Raw genomic sequence first — 18,474 nt, forward strand, 5'->3', positions numbered from 1 at the left:
GACATGCCACTGACCCCGACCCGCTTCATCTGGATGGACGGCGAACTGGTCCCCTGGGACGACGCCAAGGTGCACGTGCTCACCCCGAGCCTGCACTACGGATGGGGTGTCTACGAGGGCATCCGCGCCTACGCGACCGACACCGGCGCCGCCGTCTTCAGGCTGCGGGAGCACATCGCCCGGCTGCGCGCCTCCGCCCGCGTCTATCTGATGGAACTGCCCTGGTCCGACGAGGAACTGATCGAGGCCGTCCGTGAACTCGTGCGCGTCAACGGGCAGGAGTCCTGCTACATCAGGCCCATCGCGTACCTCGGTTACGGCGAGATGGGCGTGGCCCCGCAGCTCGACGCGGTCCGGATGTCCATCGCCGTCTGGCCGTGGGGCTCCTACCTCGGGGACAAGGCGGAGAACGAGGGCTGCCGGCTGATCGTCAGCAACTGGCAGCGGAACTCGCACCAGACGGTTCCCCCGCTCGCCAAGGCGACAGGCGCCTACGTCAACAGTGCGCTCGCGAAGGTGGGCGCACAGCGGGCCGGCTACGACGACGCGCTGATGCTGACCGCCACCGGCCACATCGCGGAGGCGTCGGCGGCGAACCTGTTCCTGGTGCGCGACGGTGAGCTCGTCACTCCGCCGGTCAGCGACGGCATCCTGCCCGGTATCACTCGGGACACCGCGATCACCTTCGCTCGCGACCTCGGCATGCGGGTCACCGAGCGGAGCGTCCCGCGCAGCGAGGTGTACATCGCCGACGAGGCGTTCCTCACCGGCACCGCGGCGGAGATCGTCCCGGTGGCCTCCGTGGACGAACGCCCGCTCGGCGCGGGCGGCGTCGGGCCGGTGACCAAGCAACTGCGTGAGATGTTCCAGCAGGTCGTCCGGGGCCGCGACGCGACGTACGCGAGCTGGCTGGAGCGGGTGTGAGCGCCGCCGACGGCCGCATGGCCGGGCGTCAGGGCGACGCGGCCCGGGCGGCGGTGGCGCTGCTGGAGAGCGCCGCCGCCGGGCTGCCGCGGATAACCGGTGACCGCCCCGAGGACGTGTCGTCGGCCGAGGAGGTGTGCGACCGGCTGATCGATCTGGCAGCTGCCCGCGCATGGCTCCGCACGGCCGGCGCGACCGCCCCGGAGGGCGTGGACGACACCGGTGAGGTCATGCACGGCTGCGTCTGCTGGGTGGTGCGGGAGGACGTCGTACGGACCCGCTCCGGCAGTGCTTCGACAGGGGGCGTGCGGGACGGGCTGCCCGTCGGGGCCGCGCACGCCCTCGTCACCCGGCTGGTCACCGCGCTCGCCGACCCCGCCCGCTACGACGAGGTGTGCGCCCGTACCCGCTCGTCGCTCGGACCGTGCCCGCAAGGCCGGGCGGCCGCCGCCTGGGACGTCGCGGACGGGGCGCTGCGCGGTCTCGGCACCACCAGGGACGAGTGGGCCGGGGCCGACCCCGCCCACACGGCCGCCGGCGGCTGGGTACTGGTGGACCGCGTCGGCCGGCTCCAACTGGCCTGCGCCCTCCTCACGGAAGCCCGGACGTGTCCGCCGGAGGACGCGCCCGACCTGGTCAACGCGGCCCGCCGCTACACCTGGAACTGGCTGCGGCAGCCGCCGCCGGAGGCGGCCACGGAGATCCACGTCCGGCGCACCGCCGAGCTGGTGGCCTGGATCCGTCGAAGCGGGCCCGCCCTGCAGGGGAGCGGGGCGTGACCGGCACCCGGCGCGGTGGGGGAGCCGTCCGCCTCCTGCTCTCGATCCTGCCGAGAACCCCTGGCGGCCGGAAGCTCGCGGCGGGCGCCGCCGTCGACTCCGTCGGCTCCGGCATGTTCCTCGCCGCCTCGACGCTGTACTTCGTCACCGTGGTGGGCCTGCCCGCCGTCCAGGTCGGCGTGGTGCTGTCCGTGGCGAGCGTCGTCGGACTGCTCAGCCCCGTACCGCTGGGCCGCCTCGCGGACCGGATCGGTCCGATCAAGGTATACGTGATGCTGCTGGCGGCCAGAGGCGTCGGCTACGCGGGCTTCGCGCTGGTCGGCGACTTCTGGCCGTACGCGGTACTGACCTGCGTGCTGACCGCGCTGGACCGGGGCTGCTCACCGCTCCAGCAGGTGGTGGTGGGCATCATCGAGGGCGGGGAGAACCAGGCCCGCACGATGGCCTCGATCCGCTCGGTGCGCAACATCGGTCTGACGGCCGGCTTCCTGCTGGCCGGCGCCGTACTCGCCGTCCAGCACCGGGCCGCGTTCGTGGCCCTGTTCCTCGGCAACGCGCTCACCTTCTTCGTGATCGCGGTCGTCGTGGAGCGGCTGCGGCGGCGGGCCGCCGTCGAGGACCGGCGGGCCGCGGCCGGGGACAAGGAGCCGTCCGGACCGGTCGCCGTGCCTGAACAGGCGTCGGTCCGCAGCCCGTTCAGGGACCTGCGGTTCATGCTGTTCACCGTCTCCAACGGAGTGCTGTCCCTGCACGACTCCGTCCTCTTCGTCCTGCTGCCGCTGTGGCTGACCACCGCCACCACCGCGCCTGCCTCCGCCGTCTCCGTGCTGCTCGCGGTGAACACCGTGCTGACCGTGCTGCTGCAGGTGTACGTGGCGAAGTTCGCGGACACCACGGCCCGTGCCCTGAAGCTCGTCTGGGCCGCGCTGGTACCGCTGCTGCTGTCCTGCGGCGTGTTCGCCGGCGCGGAGCACGTCTCGCTGTGGCCCGCCGCGGCGTTCGCCGTGCTCGCCGTCGTCCTGCTCACCGTCGGCGAGAACCTGCATTCCGTCGCGGTCTGGAACCTGTCGTACGACATGTCCCCGGCCCCGGCCCGCGCCCGCTATCTGGCCGCGTTCAGCCTCGGTACGACGGGGCAGCACATCGTCGGCCCGGTGCTCATGACCGCCGTGATGCTGCCGCTCGGCAGCGCCGGCTGGGCGCTGCTCGCCGTCGTCTTCGCGCTGGCGGCGATCGGCGTACGGGCCACCGGCGGACCCCGCACCGAGCAGGCCCGGGGCGCGTCCGCCCCTTCCACTTCCGCACCCACCGAGGTGAAAACATGACCCAACACGTGCTCATCGTCGGCGGCGGCAGGGAGATCCCCGGCCTGATCCGCGAAGCCGGCGGGCCGGACGTCGCCACCACCATCCTGTGCCGGATGGACATGATCCCCAAGATCCGCCGCCCCGGGCAGCACGACCGGGTGATCGCCGTGCGCAGCGACGCGCCCGACGAGGAGTGGATCGCGCCGGCGGCCGCCGTCCACGCCCGCACGCCCTTCACCCGCGTCGGCACCTTCGGCGAACGGGACCAGGACCGCGCGGCGGCCGTCGCGAAGGCCCTCGGCCTGCCCTGCCACACCCCCGAGACCATCGCCTGGGTGCACGACAAGCACGCCATGCGCCGCAGGCTCACGGAGACCGGCGTCGACGACACGCCCGTCGCCCGCGTGGCGGACCCTGGCCGGCTGCGCGCCTTCATCGCGGAGCACGGCACGCCCTGTGTGGTGAAGCCGGCCCAGGGCGCGGGAAGCTTCGGTGTGTCGGTGGTGCGGAGCCCGGAAGAGGCGGACGCCGCGTTCGCCCGTGCCGCACGCGACTTCGAGGTGATCCCGGACGCCGGCGTGCTCGTGGAACGCTTCCACGAGGGGCCGCAGTTCAGCGTCGAGGCGTTCTCCGAGGACGGCGAGCACGAGATCCTCGCGGTCACCCGCAAGTTCTCCGACCCTGTCGGCTTCGTCGAACTCGGCCATGTGGTGCCCGCCGCACTGACGCCGGAGCAGAGCGGCCTTGTCCACGGCTACGTACGGCGGCTGCTCGACGCCCTCGGTGTGGACCACGGCGTCACCCACACGGAGATCGTGCTGACCGACGCCGGGCCCCGTGTCATCGAGACGCACGTCCGGCCGGCCGGCGACGAGATCCCGTACCTCGTCCACGATGTCACCGGGGTGGACGTGATCGACTGCATCGTGCGGCAGACGCTCGGCGAACCGGTGCTGGCGGACATCCGCAAGACACTCGCTGACCCGGACGTGGACCGGCGGCCGGAGGCCATCTGGTTCGCGGTACCGCAGGCGCGCGGCGAACTGACCGAGGTCAACGGTCTCGAGAAGGCCGCTGCCCTGCCCGGCGTGGTGGCCGCGGAGGCGCTGCTCGCACCCGGGGACGAGGTGGGGGACCTGGACAGCTCCGAGTCCCGTGCCGCCTTCGTCCGGGCCAGGGGAGCCGACGCCGCCGAAGCGGTGGCACGCGCCCGCGCCGCCGTGGCGGAGCTCGACTTCGTCGTCAGGGTGTCCGGAGCCGCTGCCGGCCCCGACTCCTGGGTGTGACATGACGGCGAACACGGCCGGCCCGGCCGACTCCGTGGCCTCCGGCTCCTCCGGTTCGGGCTCCTCCGGTTCGGGTTCCGTGGGCTCCCACCCCTCCGGCTCGGGTTCCGTGGCCGCCGGCCCTTCCGGCTCCGTGGCCGTCGGCGGTGCCGCGTCCACCGCTCCGGTGACGGCGGCCCCGGGGCTGGAGCAGCGGGCGAAGGCCGTACTGCCCGGCGCGGCCTACGAGTTCTACGCGGCCGGCGCCGACGAGCACATCAGCGCGTCGGAGGCGACCGACGCCTGGCGCGCCCGGCGGCTGCTGCCCCGGGTCCTGCGGGACGTGTCCAGCGTCGATACCGGTCTGGAGTTGTTCGGCAGCAGCCTGGCCCTGCCGGTGCTGGCCGCTCCGACCGCCTTCCACCGGATGGCGCACGACGAGGGCGAGGTGGCCACGGCGGCGGGCGTGGCCGCCGCCGGTTCGCTGATGGTGCTCTCCTCTCGGGCCACCCGGCACCCGGAGGACGTCGCCGTCGCGGCCGGTCCCTGGTGGTACCAGGTCTACTGGCTGCGGGACCGGGACGTGACCCGCCGTCAGGTCGAACGGGCCACCGCGGCCGGCGCCCGCGCCCTCGTGCTGACCGTCGACGCCCCTTATGTGCCGCCGCGGACGACGGCCCCGCTGCCGCTCCCGCGGGACGACGAACTGTGCAGGTCCGTGGGAGCGGGCACACGGCTGCCCGGCTGGGAGCAGGACCCGTCCGTGGGCCCGGGAACGATCAGCGAGCTCCGGCGGATGTCCGGTCTTCCGGTGCTGGTCAAGGGCGTCATGCGGGCGGACGACGCCGAGGCCTGCGTGGCCGCGGGTGCCGCCGGCGTGATCGTCTCCAACCACGGCGGCCGCCAGCTCGACCGGGCGGCCGCGACGGCCGACGTACTGCCTTCGGTGGTGCGGGCCGTCGGCGACCGGGTGCCCGTCCTCGTCGACGGCGGCATCCGCACCGGTACGGACGTCCTGGTCGCCCTGGCCCTCGGGGCACGCGCTGTCCTGACGGGCCGTCCGGTGCTCTGGGCCCTCGCGGTGGACGGCGCTGAGGGAGTGAGCGGGCTGCTGGACTCCTACCGCCGCCAGCTCTCCACCGCCATGGCCCTGGCAGGCGCCGCCCGCCTCAGCGAGGTCGGACCGGATCTGCTGCACTCATGAGACGCCAGGACGCAGGGCCGCGCCCGCCTCGCGTCCCGGCCGCCTCGCGGGGGGCGTCGTGTACCGCGGCCGGTGTACGAAGGCGGCGGCGCGTACTACTTCAGGAGGCGCACCGGTTCCACCCGGCGGCAGCCGACGGCGCGCCGCCGTGCGCTTAGGGTTTCCACCATGGAGATCCGACTTCCCCGGCTGCGGGGCCGATGGTTCGCGGGCGTCGCCGCCTTCGCCGTCCTCGCCGGCGCCGGTACGTGGACCGCCGTCGCCGACGACGCCGCGCCCGCCGTGCACCGCGAGGACCGGGTGCACAGCATGCCCGGGGCGAAGATCGACACCTCGTACTTCACCGGCGGCGGCGACGAGCGGCGGCCCGCCGTCCTGCTCGGGCACGGCTTCGGCGGCAGCAAGGAGGACGTCCGCGCGCAGGCCGAGCAACTGGCCCGCGACGGATATGCCGTACTGACCTGGTCGGCCCGCGGCTTCGGCCGCTCCACCGGGCAGATCGGGCTCAACGACCCCGACCGCGAGGTCAAGGACGTCTCCCGGCTGATCGACTGGCTGGCGAAGCGGCCGGAGGTGACGCTGGACGCCGACGGCGACCCGCGCGTCGGCATGAGCGGCTCCTCGTACGGCGGCGCGATCTCCCTGCTCGGCGCGGCCTACGACCGCCGGGTCGACGCGATCGCCCCCCAGATCACGTACTGGAACCTCGCGGACGCCCTGTTCCCCGACGGCGTCTTCAAGAAGCTGTGGGCAGGGATCTTCTTCTCGACCGGCTCCGCCGCCTCACTCGACACGGCCCCGGGAAACGGGCAGGTCCGGCCCGGGACCCCCGAGGACCCGCCCGCGGGCGATGCCCCCGCCGGACGGGACCAGGCGGCCGCCGCATCCGGAGGGACCGCCGCACCCGCCCCCCGGAACCCCGCCGGATGCGGGCCGTTCGAGCCAGCCCTGTGCGCGATGTACGAGCGGGTCGCCGTGGCGGGCAAGCCCGACGCCGAGGCCCGCGAGCTCCTCGAGAGCCGCAGCCCCTCGGCGGTCGGGGACCGTATCAGGACACCCGCGCTGATCGTGCAGGGCCGGTCCGACTCGCTGTTCCCGCTCTCGCACGCCGACGCCATGGCGAGGACGATCCGCGCCAACGGCGCGCCCGTGTCCGTCGACTGGATCGCCGGCGGTCACGACGGCGGCGACCGGGAGAGCGGCCGTGTCGAGGGCCGCATCGGCGACTGGTTCGACCGGTACCTGAAGCAGGACAAGAGCGTGGACACCGGTCCCGCCTTCCGCGTCAGCCGCACCGGCGGCGTCGACTCCACCGACGGCCAGGCGCTGCTGCGCGGAGCGACCGGCCCCGCCTACCCCGGCCTGACCGACGGCACCCGGCAGTTCGCGCTCGCCGGACGCGAGCAGCGGTTCTCCAACCCGGCGGGCGGCACCCCGCCCGCCATCTCCGCCGTTCCCGGCCTCAGCGGCGGCGCCGGCGCGCTGTCCTCCCTGGGCGTCGGCCTGTCCCTGGACTTCCCCGGCCAGTTCGCGAGCTTCGCGTCGAAGCCGCTGGACACCTCCGTCCGGATCACCGGCTCGCCCACCGTCACGGTGAAGGTGGCCTCGGACAGCGGCGACGCCGTCCTGTTCGGCAAGGTCTACGACGTCGGACCGGACGGCAGACAGCAGGTACTGCCCTCCCAGCTCGTCGCCCCCGTACGGGTCGAGGACGCGAAGGCCGGCAAGGAGGTCCGGCTGACCCTGCCGGCCGTCGACCACGAGGTCGACGCCGGGCACCGGCTGCGTCTCGTGCTGTCGGCGACCGACCTCGGCTACGCGTCCCCGGCCGCCCCCGCCACGTACACCGTCTCCCTCGCCGGGCAGCTCGCGGTGCCCACCGCTCCCGCCGTGAAGAGCCAGGCGGCCGGCCTGCCGTGGTGGGTGTGGGCGATGCCCGCCGCTGGCGCGGTCGTGGCGGCGGCCCTGCTGCTCACCGCTCGTCGCCGCACCCTCGCACCGCCCCCCGACGCGGAACGCGCCGACGTGCCGCTGGAGATCACCGGCCTTTCCAAGAAGTACTCCCGCTCCTCCGACCGGTACGCGGTGCGGGACCTTTCCTTCCGTGTCGAGAAGGGCCAGGTGCTCGGCCTCCTCGGCCCCAACGGCGCCGGCAAGACCACCACACTGCGGATGCTCATGGGCCTGATCCGGCCCGACGCGGGCGAGATCAGGGTCTTCGGCCACGCGATCAGGCCCGGCGCGCCCGTCCTCTCACGGGTCGGCGCGTTCGTCGAGGGCGCCGGATTCCTGCCGCACCTGTCGGGGCGCGACAACCTGGAGCTGTACTGGCAGGCCACCGGCCGTCCCGCGGCCGACGCGCACATCGAGGAGGCCCTGGAGATCGCCGGCCTCGGCGACGCGCTGGCCCGCGCGGTGCGCACCTACTCCCACGGCATGCGCCAGCGGCTCGCCATCGCCCAGGCCATGCTCGGCATGCCTGACCTGCTCATCCTCGACGAGCCGACCAACGGACTCGACCCGCCGCAGATCCGTGAGATGCGGGACGTGATGATCCGCTACGCCGAGGGCGGCCGGACCGTCATCGTCTCCAGCCACCTCCTCTCCGAGGTCGAGCAGTCCTGCACCCACCTGGTGGTCATGGACCGCGGCCGGCTCGTACAGGCCGGGCCGGTCGCGGAGATCACCGGCGAGAGCGACACCCTGCTCGTCACCACCGACGGCGAGGTGCCGGAGCAGCTCGTCGAGAAGATCGCCGCTCTGCCCGGGATCGGTTCCGCGGTCCGCGCCGGCGACGGACTGCTCGTACGGCTCGACGGAGCGACCGCCACCGAGATGATCACCGAACTGGTGCGCCTGGACGTGCCCTTGACGGGCGTGGGCCCGCACCGCCGCCTGGAGGACGCGTTCCTCACCCTGATCGGAGGTTCCGCATGAGCGCGCCCGTGGAGACCGGCACGACGAGGCCCGTGCTCGTCGGATCCGCGCCCGGCTATCGTGCCCGCCGCACGCTGCCGCTGCGGGTGGAGGCGATGCGGCAGCTGAAGCGCCGCCGGACGCTGGTGATGGCCGGGGTGCTGGGCGCGCTGCCGCTCGTCCTGATCGCGGCCTTCGCGATCGGCGGCACCCCGGACGGCCGGGACAACGGCCGGATCACGCTGATGGACACCGCCACGGCGTCCGGCGCGAACTTCGCGGCCACCTGCCTGTTCGTGTCGGCCGGCTTCCTTCTCGTCGTGCCGGTGGCGCTGTTCCACGGCGACACGGTCGCGTCGGAGGCCAACTGGTCCTCCCTGCGCTATCTGCTGGCCGCACCGGTACCGCGCACCAGACTGCTGTGGTCCAAGCTGGCGGTGGCACTGGGCTTCAGCGCGGCGGCGATGCTGCTGCTGCCGCTCGTGGGCCTGGTCTCCGGAACGATCGCCTACGGCTGGGGGCCGCTGGAGCTGCCCACCGGCGGCTCGCTGGCGGCCGCCGACACCCTGGCGCGGATCGGCCTGGTCGTGGCGTTCGTGTTCGTCTCCCAACTGGTGACCGCCGGGCTGGCGTTCTGGCTCTCCACGAAGACCGACGCGCCGCTGGGCGCGGTGGGCGGAGCCGTGGGCCTGACGATCGTCGGCAATGTGCTCGACGCCGTCACCGCGCTGGGTGGCTGGCGCGAGGTCCTGCCCGCCCACTGGCAGTTCGCCTGGATCGACGCCCTCCAGCCGCAGTTGGAGTGGGGCGGCATGCTCAAGGGCTCCGCGGTCTCCGTCACGTACGCGCTGGTCCTGTTCGCGCTCGCGTTCCGCAACTTCGCCCGCAAGGACATCGTCTCGTAGGGAGATGCGGGGCGTAACGGGCAAAACGCCGAGCCTGTTGCCGCATTGAGACTCTTCCGCAACTCTGCCGACTGCTCCCGATCGGCCCTCTCGAACGTCACAGTCACAAGTGCCGACGACACGAGGGGGAGTCCGGATGACATTCCGAACAGCGACGCGTACGAGGTTGGGCAAGGCGGTGGTGGCGGCCGCCCTGGCCGGCGGTGTGCTCATCACCGCGGGCTGCGGCGGCTCGGAGAACTCGGCGACCGACTCCTCCGAGGGGTACCGGCCGGCACCGGACGTCGCACCGGCGCCCGTCGTACCGGACGGGGGCAAGGGCGGGCCGGACCGGGACGCGTCGGGTGAGGAGAAGCGGGACTTCGCGCCGCCCGCCGACTACCTCTCGACGTTCGCGCTCGACGTGGACACCGCCTCGTACGACTACACGCGCCGCCTGCTCAAGGAGGGCGGGGCGCCGGGCCGGCACCAGGTGCGGCCTGAGGAGTTCATCAACAGCTTCCGGCAGGACTATCCCCGGCCCCAGGGCGACGGGTTCACCGTGACGGTCGACGGAGCCCGGCCGGGCGACGGCGCCGGCGGCGGTGCGGGCGAGATCAAGCCGCAGACCCAGGACGCCGAGGGATACGAGGACGGCAACTGGTCCCTGGTCCGTGTGGGACTCGCCACCCGGCCCGCCGGCCGCGAGGCCGACCGGCCCCCCGCCGCGCTCACCTTCGTGATCGACATCTCCGGCTCCATGGCGGAGACGGGCCGGCTCGACCTCGTGAAGAAGTCGCTCGGCACCCTCACCGACCAGCTGCGTGACGACGACTCCATCGCCGTCGTCACCTTCAGCGGCGAGGCGGAGACCCGGCTGCCCATGACCCGCCTCGACGGCAACCGCGACCGCATCCGCTCCATCGTGGACGAGCTGGAGCCGACCGATTCCACCAACGTCGAGGCGGGCGTCACGACCGGCTACGACGAGGCCGTGGAGGGCCGCCGCAAGGGCGCCACCAACCGTGTGGTGCTGCTCTCCGACGCCCTCGCCAACACCGGCGAGACGGAGGCGGAGGCGATCCTCGAGCGCATCGACGACGCCCGCCGCGAGCACGGCATCACCCTGTTCGGCGTGGGCGTCGGCAGCGACTACGGCGACGACCTGATGGAACGCCTCGCCGACAAGGGCGACGGCCACACCACCTACGTCTCCACCGACGAGGAGGCACGCAAGGTCTTCGTCGAACAGCTGCCCCGCCACGTCGAACTGCGGGCGCGGGACGCCAAGGCGCAGGTCGCGTTCGACCCGCAGACCGTCCAGCAGTTCCGGCTCATCGGCTACGAGAACCGGGAGGTCGCGGACGACGACTTCCGCGACGACCGCGTGGACGGCGGAGAAGTGGGCCCCGGCCACACCGTGACGGCGCTCTACGCGGTACGCCTGCGGGACGGCGCGCGCGGCCACGTTGCCACCGCGACCGTACGCTGGCTCGACCCCAGGACGCGGGCGCCGCACGAGGAGAGCGGCACTGTGGAGACCGACGCGATCGACGGGGCCCTGTGGGACGCACCGTCGAAGCGGCTCCAGATCACGGCGGTCGCGGCGTACTTCGCCGAGTCGTTGCGCGGAGGCTCCGTGCCGGGCGCGCCGGGCCTCGGCGCACTGGAGGACCGGGCACGGGCGCTCGCGAGGTCCACGGAGGACAGCGCCGTGGAGGAACTGGCCGACGCGATCGAGCGGGCGCAGCGGTCGGGGCGGTACTGACCCCCGGCGAGGGCGAGGGCGAGGGCGAGGGCTAGGGCACGGACGGGACAGGGGCGTTGGGGCGGCCCCGCGGCCGGCAGGGCGTGGCGCGGGGCGTCTGACCGGCCGTCGGCGGGTTCCGCTCGCGGACGGTTCGCAAGCGGATCGCGATCGGTTCGAGGATGGTTCGAGGCCGGTGGGAAACCGGCCTCGAACCGCCCCACGCCGACCGAAAACACGGCGCGCCGCCCACCGTGTCAGGCCATCATGAACGGCATGGCCACCCTTCTCCTCGCCCTTGCCGTCGTGTCCACCGGTCTGTACGCCGGCTTCTTCGTGATCTTCCAGACGGGCATCATGCCCGCGCTCGCGACCCTGTCCGACGAACAGTTCGTGCCCGCCATGCGCCGCATCAACGAGAAGGTGCCACGCGGCTCGTTCATGCTGGCCTTCCTCGGCAGCCTGGGGTTCCCCGTCGCGGTGCTCTTCGTCCCCGTCGACGGCCGTACCGCCACCGACCGCTGGCTGGTCATCGCCGCCCTCGTCTGCGCGTTCGTCGGCCACGTCATCACCAGCGCCGGGAACGTCCCGCTGAACAACGCCCTCGCGGCGGCCGAGAACTCGCCACGGCCCGCCCGTGAGGTCCGGGCCGCGTTCGAGGGCAAGTGGAACGCCCTGCACCTGGTCCGCACCCTGTTCGCCCTCGCCGCGTTCGTGCTCATGGTGTGTGCCGCGACGGCTTGAGACGCGGTGACGCGGTGACGCGGTGGCCCGTGGATGCGGGACCTGGTGATGCGGGACCCGGTGATGCGGTGGGTCCGTGGTGCGAGTCGCCGCGCCCGTCAGAAGCTGCCGGGCGCCGCCTCGAGCCGCAGGAACGGGATCGACTCGCCCACCCGGCGGTAGCCGGCCTCGCTGCCGTCGACCTCGTACCCCATGAACCGGCAGAGCCACCGGGCGGCGAGCGGATGGCGGGGCGCGTAGCGGGCCATGAGCCGGCCGCCCTCCTCCGGACTGACCGGCTGCGCCGTCACCGGGTAGTAGCGGCGGCCGACCTGGATGGTGGCCTGCGGGGTGTGGAGGAGGTTGCGGTACCACTGGGCCCGCGGTCCGAAGCCCGATGCCACCGTCCAGGATCCGCCGGTCCGGTCGGACTCCACCACCTCGATGACCGTCTTGCGGGTGAGCCCCGACGTACGGCCGGTGTGGATCAGCAGCAGCAGACGCCGCCCGAACAGGGGTCCCAGGCCGATCCGGTAGAGGTGGACCGGCAGCCTGGCCACGAAGCGCTCGACACCGACGGGGAGCTGGGGACGCTGCGGCTCGGGGTGCGGAGAAGTCACGTACCTGCCTCTCGTGAGCAGTGCGGAGGGGGTGGGGGCCTTGGCGGCGACCGGGGGCTGAGAGTTCTCTGAGAGCGGCTTCGATTCGGTAACGGGGGCGGACCAGGACGATTCGACTGTGCAACCTTTGCATAGTCTAAAAGTGCTGCGAGGCCGATGGGGGCGACGCGCCGCTCTTCCGCGCGCACGGCTGCCGCGTGGCCGTGTCGCCGACGGAGACCGATTCCCGCCAGCCGATCAACCGCGGAGTCCGACTTGGCCGAGCAGATCCCGTCGCACTCCCGACTGCTGTCCGCCCTCCCGTTCGTGGTGATGGGCATAGTCGCCCTGGTCGACGTGACAGCCGGGTCCAGCGTGGGATTTCTCGCCCTCGTCTCGCTCGGTCCCGCCTTCGCCGGACTCGTGGGCGGATGGCGGCGTACGGCACTGATCGGCGTCCTGTCGCTGGGCTTCTGCTTCGGTCTGGGGATCTACGACGGGGTGCTCGGCGAACGCCGCTGGTACTCGGCCATGGCCTCGGTGGCCGGGGTGACCGGAGCGGGTGTGGCGGCCGCGGTGATGCGGCAGCGGCGGGAGGCCGAGCTCGCCAGCATGCGTTCCATCGCGGAGGTCGCGCAGCGCGTCCTGCTGCGGCCCGTGCCGCGCACGGCGGGCCATCTGCGGGTGGCCGTCTCCTACACCTCGGCGGTCGCGGAAGCCCGTATCGGCGGCGACCTGTACGAGGTGGTCACCTCACCGGGAGGCGTGCGGGTCATCGTCGGCGACGTCCAGGGCAAGGGGCTCGAGGCGGTCGAGACGGCAGCCGTCGTCCTCGGCGCCTTCCGGGAGGCGGCGCACGAGGAAGGGGACCTGGCAGGCGTCGGAGAGCGGCTCGAGCGGGCCCTCGAACGGGAGCTTCAGGGCGGGGAGAAGTTCGTCACGGCGGTGCTCGCGGAACTGCAGCCGGGCAAGGGCGTGACCCTGCTCAACTACGGGCATCCCGCGCCGATGGTGGTGCGCAGCGAGGGAACGGTCTCCTTCGTGGAGCCGCCCAAGCGTGCGCTGCCGCTCGGGCTCGGACTCCATGGGACCTCCGGCCCCGAGCCGTTCACCGCCGACTTCGCGCCGGGCGACCAGATGTTCCTCTACACGGACGGGGTCACCGAGACCCGCGACCGGGGCGGACGGTTCTACCCCCTCGGTGAGCGGGGCCATCTGCTGAGGACCCAGGATCCGGAGGCGGCGCTGGCGGAACTCCGCGCGGACCTGGAGCAGTACGCACAGGCGCCGCCGCACGACGACGCCGCGATGCTGCTGATCCGCCACCGCCGGGAGTGACGGGGGCGCGGCGCGCGGCGGGTCGTCGGCATGTCGGTCCCGGTTCCTCGCCGTCCGCCGCTGCGGACCGAAAGACGGGTGGGCGGGGGGCGGGGCGGCGCCCGGCCGGGGAACCTGGCGCGAGGCCGCCGCACGGCAGCGGGGCGGCGCGCGGTACAAAGAAGAAATGACCGAACCAGCGCACTCCTCGTACTCCTCGCGGGGGATGGACGACGTCGACGCCGTGACCCGTGCGGTGCTGACCGCGTCCCGGCTGCTCGTCGCCCTCTCGGCCCGCTCGCTCGCCGCGGTCGAGGACCGGGTGACGTTGCCGCAGTTCCGGCTGCTGGTCGTGCTGTCGCTGGAGGGGCCGGCCAAGCTGGTCGTACTCGCCGACCGGCTCGGTGTGAACCCGTCGACGGCCATGCGCATGATGGACCGGCTGATCGCGGCGGGCCTGGCCGACCGGCAGGTCAACCCTGACAACCGGCGTGAGACGGTGCTGCGGCTGACGACGGCGGGCCGGCGCATCGTCGAGGACGTCACGGCCCAGCGCCGTAAGGAGATCGCGGCCATCGTCGAACGGCTCGACCCGTCGCAGCGGGCCGCGCTCATCGGCGCCCTGGCCGCCTTCACGGAGGCCGGTGGCGAACCGGCGGTGCCCGAAGAGGACGGCGAGCTGTACCCGCTGGGCTGGTCGGACACGGGGCCGCGGCCCGGCCGCTGACACCCGCGGCCGCGGCCCCGCCGCTGACGCCGCTGAACGGCTGGCGGGGAGGACCCGGTCGACATCGCCGGCGTGCGGTGGTCGAGCTGCGTCACCGTGCCAGTGCCGCTCCCGGGCAGAGGCCGGCGAGCAGCCGGGTCCTCCACCACGAGAAGCATTGCACAGTGCAAGGGATTTTACTTCCCCTTGGCAGGCCCGGGTCCGCCGGACTCCACCGAGGCGGTGCGCCGGGTCACTTCGGCGCGACCGCCGCCTCGACCTCCGCGAAGGTCGCGGCGTCGACGAGCCCGGTGTCCTCGAGGACCTCCATGTGGTCCAGCACCGTCTGGTTCGCCTGACGGGCGTGACGGCGGATCAGGTCGTTCTGCGTGGCGGCCCTGACCTCGGCGATCGTGGCGAAGATCTTGCCGTGCGAGGAACGCAGCAGGTTCGCGAAGATCCGGTCGAACTCGGCGCCCTGGGCGTTCTCCAACTGTGTCACGAAGCCCTGCTGCTCCTCGGTGGCCTCGTTGGGCAGCTGCACCCCGAGGATCTTGGCGTCCTCGCGCACGAGCTGGTCGAGCTTGCTGTGACCGTCGAGAAGATGCAGCCCGGCGCGCTTCACGGCCTCACTGGAGGCGTGCGTCTGGGCCAGCCGCCCCGCGGGGATCTCCCAGAGCCCCGCCTGCCGCACCTTCACCAGGAACGTCCGGTCGACCTCGGTCACCTTCTGCGGCCCCTGCGCCTCCGCGGCCGTCGCCCCCGAGAATCCCGCGCCCGCGTGACCGGCGCCGTGCTGGGCGGCCCCGCCCGTCGCGGTGGTCCCCGCGGTCGCCTCCCCGCTCCCCGTCTGCAGCGACACGACCACCAGCGCGGCCGCGGCGACTGCGGCGGTGACCATCGCGACGACCCGCACGGAAACTTTGGAGCGTGCTGCACGTCGGTTCGAATGCATTGATGCCTCCCGGCTCGGCATTGAGAAAAATGGCAGATGGCATTCGGGAGCTGTTGTGGCGGCTGGCACGGCACGCAGAGGTCAGTACGGACGCGCGAGCCGGGATGTTCAACGCGCGCCGTACGTAAGGGCCGTACGGGGTGTGACGAGAGGTGAGGTCCGAGGGCGTGTGACGGGCGTCTGCGGCGAGGGTGAGGGGGCGCCCGGTGGCGCCCCCTGCCTGATCGGTCCGGGTGTCGCTCCGTGTCAGTCCGCGACATCCACTCCGTAGCTGCGGGCGAGCGCCGCCAGCCCATGGTCGTAGCCCTGGCCCACGGCTCGGAAGCGCCACAGCGGTCCGCGGCGGTAGAGCTCGGCCAGCAGCAGCGTCCGCTCCGTGGTGGCGGCGTCCAGGGCGGCCTGTGCGAGCGGAGCGGCGCTCCCGCCGGGGCCGGTGGTGACCTGCACGGCGCCGACATCGCCGAACGTGGGCGTGCCGTCGATCGCCGCCGCGACGACGACCCGCCTGACCGCCGGCGGCAGCGCGCCCAGATCGGCGGTGACGGTCTGCTCCGTCGGGCCGTCGGTCAGCAGCCGCACGGCTCCGTCCGGGCTTTCCGGCGCTCCGTAGAACACGAAGTGCTCGTCGCAGGACACCTGGTCGTCCTCGTCGACGAGGAACGCGACGAGGTCGATCTCGCAGGTCGTCTGCTGCGCCCACGTGGCGCTGACGCTCCACAGGGACCCGGCGCGGCGGTCGGGCAGGTCGACCACACCGCCCCTCGGCAGCACTTGTGGGCCCGGCCGCCGCTCGCTCCACGCGGGAACGGGGGCGACGACGGGCGCGTCCAGCCACGCTTCCTCGTACGCCGGGATCTGGAGCGTCGCGATCCGCCGCATCCGGCGGTCGGCCTCCGCGCCGGCCAGCAGGACGACGTCGGTGACACCGGAGGACAGGTTGATCGCCGCGGCGCCTCCGAGCTCGACGACACGGACGCGGGCGGACGCCGCCTCGGGGTGCGTCCCGCCGAGCACCAGCACCCGCCGTCCGCGCAGCGGCCTGCCCGGATCGGCCGCCCGCGCGGCGGCTACGGGCGCTGCCGGTTCGGGCTTGCGGGTCGCGGGGAGGGACGACGTGGGGGCGGGCGAGGTGGGTTTGGGCGAGGTGGGGACGGTCGTGTCGGCGGTGGGCTCGCCGGGGCCGGAGTCGCGTGCGGCGGGTACGGGTGCGGGCGGCACGGGAAGGGCGTTCACGGGCGGGGCGGGGGTGGGAACGGCCGGCACGGGAACGGCGTTCACGGAGGCGGCGCTCTCGGGGGCGGGAGCGGTCTGGGGCGACGCCTCGTGCGCCGTGCCCGGCCGTACGTCTTCGAGCAGCCTGAGGAACTCCTGCTCGTCGATGACGGGCACACCCTCGGCTACGGCCCGCCGCGCCTTCGCCGAACCGGAGGACCGGTCGTTCGTGACCAGAACGCCCGTGTGCCGGCTGACGGAACCCATCACATTGAGTCCGGCGGCCACGGCCCTGGCCACCAACTCGGCGCGGGCCGTTGCCGTGGCGCCCGTGACAGCGATCTTCATGCCCTGCACGAGCGGTCCGCCCACGGCCATCCGGCCGGGGTTGCGGAAGGCGCAGGGCGTCTTCGGCGGGCTCGGGGTGAACCGCGCGTCCTGCCGGGGCGGACAGGCGACGAACGGCAGCGGCAGGTCCAGCCGCGCGGCCTCCCGGAGGGATGCGCGCAGCACGCCGGCCAGCACGCGCGTGTCGTCGAGGGCGTCGTGCGCCTGCAGTTGGCGCACGCCGTAGTGGGCGGCCAGTGTCCCGAGCCGTAGATCCTGCGTGGGCGGGTCGACCCGCCGGTTCAGCGCCAGCGTGCACAGCCGCCTCGCGACCGGCAGCAGCACCCCGGCGCGGGCGAACTCGTGGGCGAGGAAGTCGTAGTCGAACTGCGCGTTGTGAGCGACGAGCACGCGGCCCTCGAGCATGCCCGCGATCCGCTGGGCGACCTCCTCGAACGCCGGAGCACCGTGCAGCCGTTCGGCCGTCAGTCCATGGACGTGGACCGGGCCCGGGTCACATCCCGGGTCCAGCAGCGTGGAGAACTCCCCGGTCCGCTCCCCGTCCGGCCCGACCGTCACCACCGCCACGGACAACACCCGGTCCCGCCGCGCCACGAGACCGGAGGTCTCCACGTCGACGAGCGCCCAATCGTGGGCGTAGGCGGGCAGGTTGGACACATCGAGGTCCGCGGCGGCGAGAGTCATGGCGGAAGGATGGTCCGACCTTCACAATTTCTTCAACCTGGATGATGATTTCTCCCGTTATGCGGAGCGTGCGGATGCCCTATTCCGAAATCTCCGACCCCGTGTGCGCCCCCTGGTCGATCAGCCAGGCGACGACGTCCCCGGCTCCCCGCGCCTGTTGCTCGTCCTGTGCACGGGCGATGTCGAAGGGCGTCATGCCGCCGTGGCCCACCTGATCGATGTGCGCGCCGCGCGCCAGCAGGTACTGGGCGGTGGCCAGTTGCCCGCCGTGGCAGGCGCCCCAGAAGGCGCGGGTGATCTCGTCGGGCGCCGGCGTGGCCGGGCCGGAGACGTAGTCCTCGACACGGTCGAGCAGCCCGAGGGTGGCCGCCTCCTCGAACGTCGTACGTGCCCCGAGCTCGACGAGCCGGTACGCGGCCTCCCACTGCCCGAACCCGCAGGCGTCGGCGAGCGGCGTACCGCCTCCGAGGACGGCCCCGTCGGCCTCGATGTCGGCACCGGCCGCCACGAGCGCGTCCAGCACGCCGACATCGTTGCTGGACGCCGCCCAGTGCAGCGGCGTCTCGGCGTGCGCGCCGCTGAACCGCGCCCCGGGATCGGCGCCGGCGGCGACCAGGGCCGCGACCGTCCGCGGCCCTTCCGGACAGTGCCCGGGCCAGTCCGCGACGACATGCAGCAGACTCCGCCCACCCGGCCCGCACCCCTCCCGCGCCTCGACGATCCGGGCCCGGGCGAGCCCGGGATGCTCGTCGAGCAGCCGCCCCAGCGTCATGAGATCACCGCCCCGGACGGCCCCGGTGACGGCGAGAGCGAGCGGTTCCTGCGAGTCGAGGGTCAGCATGGGAACAGGGTCGCTGACGCGAGGGCGGGGCGGGGGTCGAAGTGACGGAGGCGGCATCGGACG

The 18,474-nt window shown here is 73.3% G+C and carries 15 protein-coding genes; 11 read left to right on the forward strand and 4 right to left on the reverse strand.

What is annotated here, in order from left to right; all coding sequences use genetic code 11:
- Positions 1–3 precede the first annotated feature (3 nt).
- The 9 genes from AB0K36_RS05475 (at position 4) to AB0K36_RS05515 (ending at position 11,770) form a co-directional block, all read left to right on the forward strand.
- Positions 4–924, forward strand: coding sequence for a branched-chain amino acid transaminase (locus AB0K36_RS05475; RefSeq protein ID WP_364588661.1), 921 nt, complete (start codon positions 4–6; stop codon positions 922–924).
- Positions 921–1,703: a hypothetical protein gene (locus AB0K36_RS05480; protein WP_364588664.1), complete on the forward strand. Its 783-nt coding sequence runs from the start codon at positions 921–923 to the stop codon at positions 1,701–1,703. Before AB0K36_RS05475 ends, AB0K36_RS05480 begins: the two co-directional genes overlap by 4 nt.
- Entirely contained in the window at positions 1,700–3,028 is a 1,329-nt protein-coding gene (locus AB0K36_RS05485; protein WP_364588667.1) for an MFS transporter, read from the forward strand. Before AB0K36_RS05480 ends, AB0K36_RS05485 begins: the two co-directional genes overlap by 4 nt.
- Positions 3,025–4,296: an ATP-grasp domain-containing protein gene (locus AB0K36_RS05490; protein ID WP_364588670.1), complete on the forward strand. Its 1,272-nt coding sequence runs from the start codon at positions 3,025–3,027 to the stop codon at positions 4,294–4,296. Before AB0K36_RS05485 ends, AB0K36_RS05490 begins: the two co-directional genes overlap by 4 nt.
- A 1-nt stretch (position 4,297) precedes the next feature.
- Positions 4,298–5,479: an alpha-hydroxy acid oxidase gene (locus AB0K36_RS05495; protein ID WP_364588673.1), complete on the forward strand. Its 1,182-nt coding sequence runs from the start codon at positions 4,298–4,300 to the stop codon at positions 5,477–5,479.
- Between the two features lie 168 nt (positions 5,480–5,647).
- Positions 5,648–8,416: an alpha/beta fold hydrolase gene (locus AB0K36_RS05500; protein ID WP_364588676.1), complete on the forward strand. Its 2,769-nt coding sequence runs from the start codon at positions 5,648–5,650 to the stop codon at positions 8,414–8,416.
- Positions 8,413–9,300: an ABC transporter permease gene (locus AB0K36_RS05505; RefSeq protein ID WP_364588679.1), complete on the forward strand. Its 888-nt coding sequence runs from the start codon at positions 8,413–8,415 to the stop codon at positions 9,298–9,300. Before AB0K36_RS05500 ends, AB0K36_RS05505 begins: the two co-directional genes overlap by 4 nt.
- A 136-nt stretch (positions 9,301–9,436) precedes the next feature.
- The gene (locus tag AB0K36_RS05510; RefSeq protein ID WP_364588681.1) at positions 9,437–11,047 is read left to right on the forward strand and encodes a vWA domain-containing protein; all 1,611 of its coding nucleotides are present in this window, start codon (positions 9,437–9,439) and stop codon (positions 11,045–11,047) included.
- Positions 11,048–11,302: 255 nt separating this feature from the next.
- Complete coding sequence (locus tag AB0K36_RS05515) at positions 11,303–11,770, forward strand: anthrone oxygenase family protein (RefSeq protein WP_364588684.1); 468 nt, start codon at positions 11,303–11,305, stop codon at positions 11,768–11,770.
- 98 nt (positions 11,771–11,868) lie between these two features.
- Here the strand turns inward: AB0K36_RS05515 and AB0K36_RS05520 are convergent, their stop codons facing one another.
- A complete protein-coding gene (locus AB0K36_RS05520; RefSeq protein ID WP_364588687.1) occupies positions 11,869–12,369 on the reverse strand; it encodes a nitroreductase family deazaflavin-dependent oxidoreductase in 501 nt (166 codons plus the stop codon).
- A 312-nt stretch (positions 12,370–12,681) separates the two neighbouring features.
- On the opposite strand from AB0K36_RS05520, the gene AB0K36_RS05525 reads away from it, so the two are divergent.
- Both AB0K36_RS05525 and AB0K36_RS05530 read left to right on the forward strand, forming a co-directional pair.
- Positions 12,682–13,686 (forward strand): PP2C family protein-serine/threonine phosphatase, encoded by a 1,005-nt coding sequence (locus AB0K36_RS05525; protein WP_364588866.1) that lies wholly within the window; start codon positions 12,682–12,684, stop codon positions 13,684–13,686.
- A 205-nt stretch (positions 13,687–13,891) separates the two neighbouring features.
- Positions 13,892–14,392 (forward strand): MarR family winged helix-turn-helix transcriptional regulator, encoded by a 501-nt coding sequence (locus AB0K36_RS05530; protein WP_364588869.1) that lies wholly within the window; start codon positions 13,892–13,894, stop codon positions 14,390–14,392.
- A 232-nt stretch (positions 14,393–14,624) separates the two neighbouring features.
- Here the strand turns inward: AB0K36_RS05530 and AB0K36_RS05535 are convergent, their stop codons facing one another.
- The 3 genes from AB0K36_RS05535 to AB0K36_RS05545 all read right to left on the reverse strand — a co-directional run bounded on the left by AB0K36_RS05535 (position 14,625) and on the right by AB0K36_RS05545 (position 18,411).
- Positions 14,625–15,287 (reverse strand): DUF4142 domain-containing protein, encoded by a 663-nt coding sequence (locus AB0K36_RS05535; RefSeq protein ID WP_364588690.1) that lies wholly within the window; start codon positions 15,285–15,287, stop codon positions 14,625–14,627.
- Between the two features lie 285 nt (positions 15,288–15,572).
- Positions 15,573–17,570, reverse strand: a complete 1,998-nt coding sequence (locus AB0K36_RS05540) for a TerD family protein (RefSeq protein ID WP_364588693.1) — start codon at positions 17,568–17,570, stop codon at positions 15,573–15,575.
- A gap of 79 nt (positions 17,571–17,649) precedes the next feature.
- On the reverse strand, positions 17,650–18,411 hold the full coding sequence (locus AB0K36_RS05545) for an ankyrin repeat domain-containing protein (protein WP_364588696.1): 762 nt from the start codon (positions 18,409–18,411) through the stop codon (positions 17,650–17,652).
- Between the last annotated feature and the right edge of the window lie 63 nt (positions 18,412–18,474).

It is taken from the genome of Streptomyces kurssanovii (assembly GCF_040677245.1).
Taxonomy (GTDB): domain Bacteria; phylum Actinomycetota; class Actinomycetes; order Streptomycetales; family Streptomycetaceae; genus Streptomyces; species Streptomyces kurssanovii.